This window comes from Microcystis sp. BLCC-F209, from assembly GCF_041928595.1.
Taxonomy (GTDB): domain Bacteria; phylum Cyanobacteriota; class Cyanobacteriia; order Cyanobacteriales; family Microcystaceae; genus Microcystis.
Genome location: NZ_JBHFLL010000138.1, coordinates 1 through 8,829 on the forward strand (window position 1 = coordinate 1; position 8,829 = coordinate 8,829).

General features: G+C 42.1%; 7 protein-coding genes and 1 pseudogene. 3 read left to right on the top strand and 5 right to left on the bottom strand.

What is annotated here, in order from left to right:
- The 5 genes and pseudogenes from ACE1AQ_RS08710 to ACE1AQ_RS08730 form a co-directional block, all read right to left on the bottom strand.
- Positions 1-133: pseudogene (locus ACE1AQ_RS08710) on the bottom strand (IS630 family transposase); the annotation flags it as partial.
- Positions 134-388: 255 nt separating this feature from the next.
- Positions 389-850 (bottom strand): DUF29 domain-containing protein, encoded by a 462-nt coding sequence (locus ACE1AQ_RS08715; protein ID WP_110545262.1) that lies wholly within the window; start codon positions 848-850, stop codon positions 389-391.
- Positions 851-866: 16 nt separating this feature from the next.
- Positions 867-1,325 carry a DUF29 domain-containing protein gene (locus ACE1AQ_RS08720; RefSeq protein ID WP_110545263.1) on the bottom strand — a complete coding sequence of 153 codons (459 nt, stop codon included), beginning with the start codon at positions 1,323-1,325 and terminating at the stop codon, positions 867-869.
- A 43-nt stretch (positions 1,326-1,368) separates the two neighbouring features.
- Positions 1,369-2,352 (bottom strand): protein-methionine-sulfoxide reductase catalytic subunit MsrP, encoded by a 984-nt coding sequence (msrP, locus tag ACE1AQ_RS08725; protein WP_008201833.1) that lies wholly within the window; start codon positions 2,350-2,352, stop codon positions 1,369-1,371.
- A gap of 85 nt (positions 2,353-2,437) precedes the next feature.
- Positions 2,438-3,823 carry a cytochrome P450 gene (locus ACE1AQ_RS08730; protein WP_039900028.1) on the bottom strand — a complete coding sequence of 462 codons (1,386 nt, stop codon included), beginning with the start codon at positions 3,821-3,823 and terminating at the stop codon, positions 2,438-2,440.
- 382 nt (positions 3,824-4,205) lie between these two features.
- Between ACE1AQ_RS08730 and ACE1AQ_RS08735 the strand changes: the two genes are divergently transcribed.
- The 3 genes from ACE1AQ_RS08735 to ACE1AQ_RS08745 all read left to right on the top strand — a co-directional run bounded on the left by ACE1AQ_RS08735 (position 4,206) and on the right by ACE1AQ_RS08745 (position 8,629).
- Entirely contained in the window at positions 4,206-4,961 is a 756-nt protein-coding gene (locus ACE1AQ_RS08735) for a TVP38/TMEM64 family protein (RefSeq protein WP_008201837.1), read from the top strand.
- Positions 4,962-5,147: 186 nt separating this feature from the next.
- Positions 5,148-6,695 carry a mercuric reductase gene (locus tag ACE1AQ_RS08740; RefSeq protein ID WP_110545264.1) on the top strand — a complete coding sequence of 516 codons (1,548 nt, stop codon included), beginning with the start codon at positions 5,148-5,150 and terminating at the stop codon, positions 6,693-6,695.
- A gap of 599 nt (positions 6,696-7,294) precedes the next feature.
- Positions 7,295-8,629 carry an AAA-like domain-containing protein gene (locus ACE1AQ_RS08745; protein WP_039900026.1) on the top strand — a complete coding sequence of 445 codons (1,335 nt, stop codon included), beginning with the start codon at positions 7,295-7,297 and terminating at the stop codon, positions 8,627-8,629.
- Positions 8,630-8,829 lie beyond the last annotated feature (200 nt).

The window sequence follows — 8,829 nt, forward strand, 5'->3', positions numbered from 1 at the left end:
CTCGTTGAGTTTTTCCGTCGTTTAGCAAGAGAAACATTAAAATTCTTTCCCTAACCTCTGCTCTTTCTTCTTCTTTAAGAGCTTTTTGTAAGTTTTTCTTTTCTTCTAAGTCTAGGAAATCTTTGGCTGGCATAAGTAGGAATTTTCTCAAGTTACTATTTCTATTTTAGGTGGTTTAAGTGCGTTTTAGCTTATCACGCCCAAAAGCTTGTTAGCCAGATTAGCATATTGCCAAAAACCTTGTTTAACTAAATTCCTGACAATTAGGCTCATTCTAGCAATGATTCTTCGATCTGACCGCACCCCTTGACAAAAACTTACAATTATTCGACTTTTAGCGATCGCTATCGGTGGATAGTTGTTTTTTGTTACAGCAGTGTGGAGCAGCCTAATCCAGATTATCGCCCGCAGGAAACCAATCTTCATCGAGAATTTGTTCAAGGGAACCAATGGGAATAACGGGGAAAGTATCGAGGGGTAATTGAGAGCGGTCACTGGCATTTTTTCGGGCTGAAAGATAACATTCATCAAAAATTTCCAAAAGATAAGGTTTCAGACTAGGACTATCTTTAAGTTCATCTAATATATCGAGACGAAAAGTTCTAATCTCTCCCTTCCAGTGACCTTCGTTTCTCTCTCTTTCTGCCGCCCAATATTTGAGCTTAAGTAAATGTTCTAATAATCGGGTTAACAGACTTTTAATTGTGCGCTTTTCACTCCTTCCCATACTTGCTAACTCCTCCAGTAAATTATCTAAATCTACCCGCTCAAACTGTCTCGCTTGCAGTTGATTAATAGTAGTTCTAATCCAGAGATAAAAGTCTTGTTCGTACAGGGTTTTATTGTCCATAATTGACCTCTAGATATTACTCATGGTTATTAGTGGGAAACCAATCTTCATCGAGAATTTGTTCAAGGGAACCAAGGGGAATAGCGGGGAAAGTATCGAGGGGTAATTGAGAGCGATCACTAGCATCTTTTCTGGCAAATTGATAGCATTCCTCAAAGATTTCCAAAAGATAGGGTTTGAGACTAGGGCTATCTTTAACTTCTTTGATTATTTGTCGGCGAAAGTTTCTAATTTCCCCTTTCCAGTGACCCTCATTTCTAGCTTTTTCTCCTGTCCAGTAGGTTAGTTTCAGCAAATGTACCAGCAATTGAATCAAAAGATTTTCGATTTTGCGTTTTTCACTCCTTCCCATACTTGCTAACTCCTCCAGTAAATTATCTAAATCTACCCGCTCAAACTGTCTGGCTTGCAGTTGATTAATAGTAGTTCTAATCCAGAGATAAAAGTCTTGTTCGTACAGAGTTTTATTGTCCATAGATACTTAGTTAAACTGAATAAAACGCGGATAATCATCAAAATTAACTATACAAACTAGCCACATATTCACCGTAGCCATTATAGGGCAGAGTTTCGATAATTTCCCAAGATAAATCACTTCTACTGCCGATAAATTTCTCCGTTGCTTGCGACCAACGGGGATGGGGTTTACTGGGGTTAACATTAGCCTCAAAATCGTATTCATGAGCGTCAATTGTGTTCCAGTAGGTGGCGGGTTGTTTGGCGGTAAATTCAATTTTTACTATCGATTTTGCTCCTTTAAAACCGTATTTCCAAGGAATAACCATTCGCAAGGGTGCGCCGTGTTGTTTCGGTAAATCATGTCCGAAAATTCCCACAGCAAAGAAAGCTAATTCGTTGGCCATTTCTTCAATTCTTAAACCTTCTGTATAGGGCCAGGGTAAGGCTCCTAAATGTAATCCTGGCCCCTTGGTAATTTCGGGATCATAAAAGGAGGTAAAACGGACGAATTTAGCTTCTGGTTTTGGTTCCACCGCTGCGATTAAAGCACTCATGGGAAAACCCAGCCAAGGTAACACCATTGACCAAGCTTCCACACAACGAAAACGATAGATTCTTTCTTCGAGAGGGAAGGTTTTTTTTATAGTATCTATATCGTAGGTCTGGGGATTTTTTACCAATCCTCCCACTTCTACCGTCCAGGGATTCGTCGGTAATTTCTGCGCTTTTAACCAGATATTTTTCCCCCCTCCGAACTCATAAAAATTGTTATATCTCCCCGCTACAGTTTCGGCAACTATGGGGCGATTTACCGTTAAAAAATTCGGATTCTTGCTGAACCCTGCAATTTTAGGTAATTGCAAACTTTTTTCTAAAGCTTCCGAGGAGGAGGATTTACCACAAGCGGTTAATAATAGGGAACTACCCGCAATTCCTGACCCGATTAACCCCTGTAAAAAGCGACGACGGTTAAAATAAACACTTTCGGAAGTAACTTCATTTTCGGAAATTTGCCAAGATTTAGCTAAACGAATTAAGACCATAATTATCCCCAATTTTATTGACAAAAAAGCAGAGTTATGATATATGATACCACAACTCTGATTGTACAATAGTTTGTCAGTTTTTTTAAGAAATTTCGGCGAGCATGGGGGCAGTCACCAGAGGTTCCCGTCGTCCTTTTAAGACCATAGGAACTCCTCGCGAGGGAGCAAGGGTGACACCGCGGCGACTGGGTTTTTCGGGGGTATTATTAACTAGAGTTAACTGATAATTAGCCAAAATTGTGGCGATAGCGATTTTCATCTCGTAGATGGCTAAAACTTCCCCGATACAACGACGCGCTCCACCACCAAAAGGCATATATTCGTAGGGGGTGAATTGTTTTTCTAAAAAGCGTTCTGGTTTAAAAGTATGGGAATCGGGGAAAGTTTGCTCCCGGTGGTGAGCTAGATAAATACAACCCATAAGAATTGTACCTTTTTCTAAAGGATAACCATCTAGTTCTACCGGTTCTTGCACTACTCGCGGAAAAGTTAACATTCCCACGGGATGAATGCGTAAAGTTTCCGAACAAACCGCCGAAAGATAGGGTAATCGAGTTATGTCAATGGGGTTAGGATTATCTCCTAAAGTGGCTATTTCTTGCAGAATTTTTGCTTTAATTTCTGGATAGCGATGAGTCCAGTATAGCACCCAAGACATAGCGGTGGCTGTGGTTTCATGACCAGCGAATAATAAGGTCATTAATTCATCGCGCAATTCCTTATCGCTCATCGGGTTGCCTTCTTCATCCTGGGCCGACATCAGTAGTGATAAAACATCGGTACGATTGGGGTTAGGATTAGCTTTTCTTTCGGCAATTTCTGTATAGATAATATCATCAATTTTTTCTTGGAAACGCTGGTATTTTCCCCAGGGACTCCAAGCACCAAAATCAGCCCGCAAAATTGGGAAAAATAACAAAGAAGCCATCACTGGAGAGTTAAAAATATCGAGCATTTCAGCCAGAATTTTTTTCAGGGTTTGATAACGTTCCCCTTGACTAATTCCAAAAACTGCCTCCATAATTACTTGTAAAGCAATCGCTGTGGTCGCTGAACGGGCTTTAAAAGGTTGATTTTCGGGCAATTCTGCCATTACTCTCAGGGTAATATCGCGGATTAAATCGCCGTAGAAACGCATTCTTTCCCCGTGAAAAGGTGGCAATAAAAGCTGACGACGTTTTTTATGGATGTCCCCGTCTAACATGACGACGGAATAATCACCAATAATCGGGGCAATAATCCGATTGGCTTCCCCCGGGGCCGAGAATTGTTTACGGTCATTAGTTAAAATTTGTTGTAGGGCCGAAGGACTACTGACAAAGATAAAATTATCTACAGTTAAACCCACTTTTGTGCTAAAAATATCGCCATGCTTGCGGGCGGCATTTTCCATAAAAGCTACGGGATTAATGATCCATTGTGCCATTTGCAGGAAGGTAGGGGCTTTGACCTTGGGGAGGATTTTCATAGATTGATTGCTATATCCAATGCTAATTATTTCTAATTGTGACATTTTTTCCCCAGAGACGGCAAGGTGTAATAGGCTGCCCGCGCATTTGAATTGCTTATTGAGATTAGGCAAGAGGCAAGAGGCAAAAGTAAAGGGATTAGGGGAGATTCAGCTAATCTAAGGATAGGCGGTTAAAATGCGTCCTAGCTTATCAGGTAAACAGCAAAAATTATCGGGCTGTTGCTTGTCTTATCTTCTCGGAGAGAGGGGGATTTTCTGGGAATTTTCAGGATTGGCTTTCTGGTCTAAACAATGATAATCGGGGTAGAATAGCCCCAGTTCTATTTAATTCGCTTCTATAGTTCAATCTCTCTTTTTTCATGCCTTATAGGGACTTTTTATGATTATTTCCAAGTTTTTGCCCTTAGGAAAAACTGTGATTATCAGGCATTTACTGTCAATAACTACATTTAGCCTTGTTTTTTTCCTGACTACTCCCCCCGCTTTTGCCCTCGAATCCAGTCCCTCCACAGGTTTTAATCCTCAAACTATTCTTTTCGATGCCTTAACTTGGGTGGATAGTTTGGGAGCCGTAGGAGCGATCGCGTTTATAATTATCTATATTCTAGCTACTGTGGCCTTTTTTCCAGGTTCAATCCTGACTTTAGGGGCTGGTGTGGTTTTTGGCCTGGTTTTAGGCTCTTTTTACGTCTTTATCGGGGCAACTATCGGCGCTACTGCCGCTTTTCTGGTGGGACGTTATCTGGCTAGGGGTTGGGTGGCGGAAAAAATTCAAGGTAATAGTAAATTTCAAGCTATCGATGAAGCTGTGGGGAGAGAAGGCTTAAAAATAGTGCTTTTAACCCGTTTATCTCCCGTATTTCCCTTTAATCTGCTCAATTATGCCTATGGTGTCACCGGGGTTTCCCTGAAAGATTATCTACTAGGTTCCGCGGGCATGATTCCGGGGACGATAATGTATGTTTATATTGGCTCTTTAGCGGGCAATCTTGCCACTATCGGGACCTCGGCACCAGCCACTAACCCAGTTTTACAATGGACTATTCGCCTGAGCGGTTTTATCGCTACCGTTGCTGTCACCCTCTACGTCACAAAAATTGCCCGTCAGGCCCTGACATCAGTTATCAGTGAATAGTAATCATTTATCAGTCAGGGGTTGGGAAAGTGGGGGAATGGGGAAGTGGGGAAGTGGGGAAATTGAACTAAAACCCCAAAACCCAAAACCCCAAAACCTAAAACCTATCTCCCGACTCCTGACTCCTATCTCCTGACTCCCCAAAACGAAAACTTCGTATCTCACCATTAAGATAACTACTTTATTATGTTTCAAAATAGCTCTAGGGAAGTTAATGTTCTCCCAGTGGACGAACATAATCAAAAATTAGTTAATTATGTTCATCCTGCCGATTGGGTCAATCCACAACCCCAAGATTGTTATGATTTAGTCGTCATCGGTGCGGGTACTGCGGGTTTAGTTGTAGCAGCGGGGGCGGCGGGTTTAGATATAGGTTTAAAAGTGGCTTTAGTGGAAAAACATCTCATGGGGGGAGATTGCCTCAATTTCGGTTGTGTTCCTTCTAAATGTCTGATTCGTTCCTCTAGAATTATCGGGGAAATTGAGAAAGCCAAAAAATTAGGAATTGATATTGGGGATACTAGGGTAGATTTTGCCAGAGTCATGACCAGAATGCGGCAAATTCGCGCCGATATTAGTCATCATGATTCGGTGCAACGTTTCCAAAAACTAGGTATCGATGTCTTCTTGGGTAGCGCTCGTTTTTTAGGACAAAATGCCGTGGAAGTGGCAGGAAAAACCCTCGCTTATAAAAAAGCCGTCATTGCCACTGGTACTAGGTCCCTTCATCCTGATATCCCCGGACTAAAAGAGGCGGGATTTTATACCAATGAAACAATTTTTTCCCTAACAAAATTACCTCCCCGATTAGCTGTTATCGGTGGCGGGCCGATTGGTTGTGAATTAGCCCAAGCTTTTCAACGCTTAGGCACGCAGGTGATTTTATTTCATAACCACTCCCATCTTTTGAATAAAGAAGACCCAGAAGCAGCCGAAATTATTGAGAATACTTTGCTGCGGGAAGAAATGCAGTTAATTCTCTGCTGCCAAATTGAACGGGTGAGAAAAAATGAGCGGGGTAAAACCATTGAATATACAAGCAACGGTCAAGGAGCAACTATCACCGTTGACGAGATTTTAGTCGCTGCCGGCCGGGGGCCTAATCTGTCAGGATTAAATTTAGAAGCGGTGGCCGTGGAATACGATACTCGTCGGGGAGTCAAAGTTAATGATTATCTGCAAACTACTAACCCGAAAATTTATGCGGCCGGTGATATCTGTATGGATTGGAAATTTACCCATGCCGCCGATGCGGCCGCCCGTATTGTGATTAAAAATACCCTCTTTTCTCCCTTCGGTTTCGGACGCTATAAGCTCAGTAATTTAGTTATGCCTTGGGTCACTTACACTGACCCAGAAATCGCTCGTGTCGGCATGGATGAAACCCAGGCACAGGCCCGGGGATTGGTCACTAATACTATTAAAATTCCTTTGAGTATAGTCGATCGAGCTATCACTGATGGGGAAACAGCAGGTTTTTTAAAAATTATTCACAAACAAGGTTCCGACCAAATTTTAGGAGCCACTATCGTCGCCACCCACGCCGGTGAGATGATTTCCGAAATTACCACCGCTATGGTTGCTAAAATCGGACTGAGTAAACTCTCTACTGTTATTCATCCCTATCCCACCCAAGCGGAAGCGATTAAAAAGGCCGCCGATGCCTATCGTCGAACTCTCCTGACTCCTAATAGTAAAAAACTCTTGGAATTGTTGACTAAATTATCCCGTTAAAATCAGTTATCAGTTATCAGTTAAGCTAAGACGCATTTAAAGTGCTTATTCTTAAGATTAGGTAGGTTGCGTAGGACAAACCGAAGAACCATAATTCATAATTCATACTTTCTGCTTTTTGTCAAAAAAACTTTTTTTTTGCAATAAAACTACACAAAAAAAAGATCATCGTTGTGGGTGAAATTGACTGATTTACCCGTCTTAATTCGGATTACCCTGTAGGTGTGGCCAGGGTTTCAACCATTGTTGCCCAAAAAAGCACAGAACAACCCACTATGAAATTCTATCAAATCGCTGTAACCATTGTAAAATCGTTATTAAATAAAAATCTTTCTCAATTAATTCTTAAGAATTTATAAATATTGCGAAATGTTAATTTAAATATTCTCAAGCTTTTGGGGCTAATAGATAATTTTTGCTTATACTTGTCGAAAAATAGAACTCCTGCAAAATCCAACATCTACCATTGGGTTAGAAGTCAGTTATCAGTTATCAGTTATCAGTTATCAGTTATCAGTTCACTGAGAAAACTCCCCACACCCCACACCCCACACCCTACACCCCACACCCTACACCCCACACCCTACACCCCAATTCTTATGAGAGATTCCATGTCGGGCCATCTAAGAGTACAACAACACTGCCTCAATCAAGTCAAATTAGCCGTGAGAAAGCAGGGCTTTAGCAGTCAACGCTCCTTAGCTAAAGAAGCTGAATTTAGTCTGTCTATTGTCAGTAACTTCCTGACTGGTAAACCGGTAGAACAAGCCACTTTTGAACAAATTTGTCGTCGATTATGCCTCGACTGGCAAGAAATAGCCGCCCTGAATTTTCAGCTAAAAACACCCCCTGAAGACAAAATTCCGGTTAATTCGGCAGCCAAGAGCGAAAAATTGGACACATTACCCCCCTATCCCAATGGAGCAGTTCCCCTTGGTTCCCCATTTTATTTAGAACGTCTTCCCCTCGAAGAACAGATAAGGCAGGAAATCAAGAAACCGGGGGCTTTAGTGCGGATAAAAGCTCCCAAAGAAATGGGCAAAACTTCCCTACTTTTGAGAATGCTCGATTTTGCCAAACAGCAAGGCTACCGCACGGTGAGTTTGAACTTAGAACAGGTGGACCAGACGATTTTGGCTGATTTAAACCAGTTTTTGCGCTGGTTGTGTGCCAATGCCGCCCGTCAACTACAGTTAAAACCGCAATTAGATGAGTATTGGGATGAGGATTTAGGCAGCAAGATTAGCTGTACGGTTTACATTCAAGACTATCTCCTGGAATCGATTACCGCCCCCATTGTCCTGGCTCTTGATGAACTTAATCAGATTTTTGAACATCCCCAGGTGGCCAAGGATTTTTTACCGCTGCTGCGTTCTTGGTACGAAGAAGCCAAAACCCTACCTATTTGGCAAAAACTCCGTCTTATCGTCGTCCATTCCACGGAAATTTATGTTCCCCTGCAGCTCAATCAATCCCCCTTTAACGTGGGATTCCCCGCACAGTTAAGTCATTTTAGTCTTGAGGAGGTATTACAATTAGCCCAACGTTATCAACTCACCTGGGAAAATCAGGAAAAAGTCAAACAATTGACGGAGCTAGTGGGAGGACATCCGGCTTTGGTACAAACTGCCCTCTACTATCTCAGTCGGGAGGAAATAACCATGACGCAAATATTAACCAGTGCCACCTCCGTCACGGGGATTTATGCCCATCACCTGCGGCGCCATTGGGCAGTATTAGAACAACAGCCTGAACTAGCAAAAGCCCTCGATCGGGTGATGAGCGCGGTGGAACCCGTACAATTAGACCCAATTCTCGCTTACAAACTCAGCAGTATGGGGCTACTCAAACAATCAGGAGATAAAGTAGTACCAGGCTATGAATTGTATCGACGCTATTTTTTAGAGGTGAAATCCTCTATCATTTATCAGTAAACAGTAATCAGTAATCAGTGAAAGGCAGGGTGTGGGGTGTGGGGAAGTGGGGGGAGTGGGAATTATGAATTATGAATTATGAATTATGGTTCTTCGGTTTGTGTTATGTAATGGACGGGGGTTATAAGAGATGGAACCCTTATAGAGAAAGACATTGGACGATTTTTGTCAATTGTTTTTGATCTAGAGCGAGCTAATCA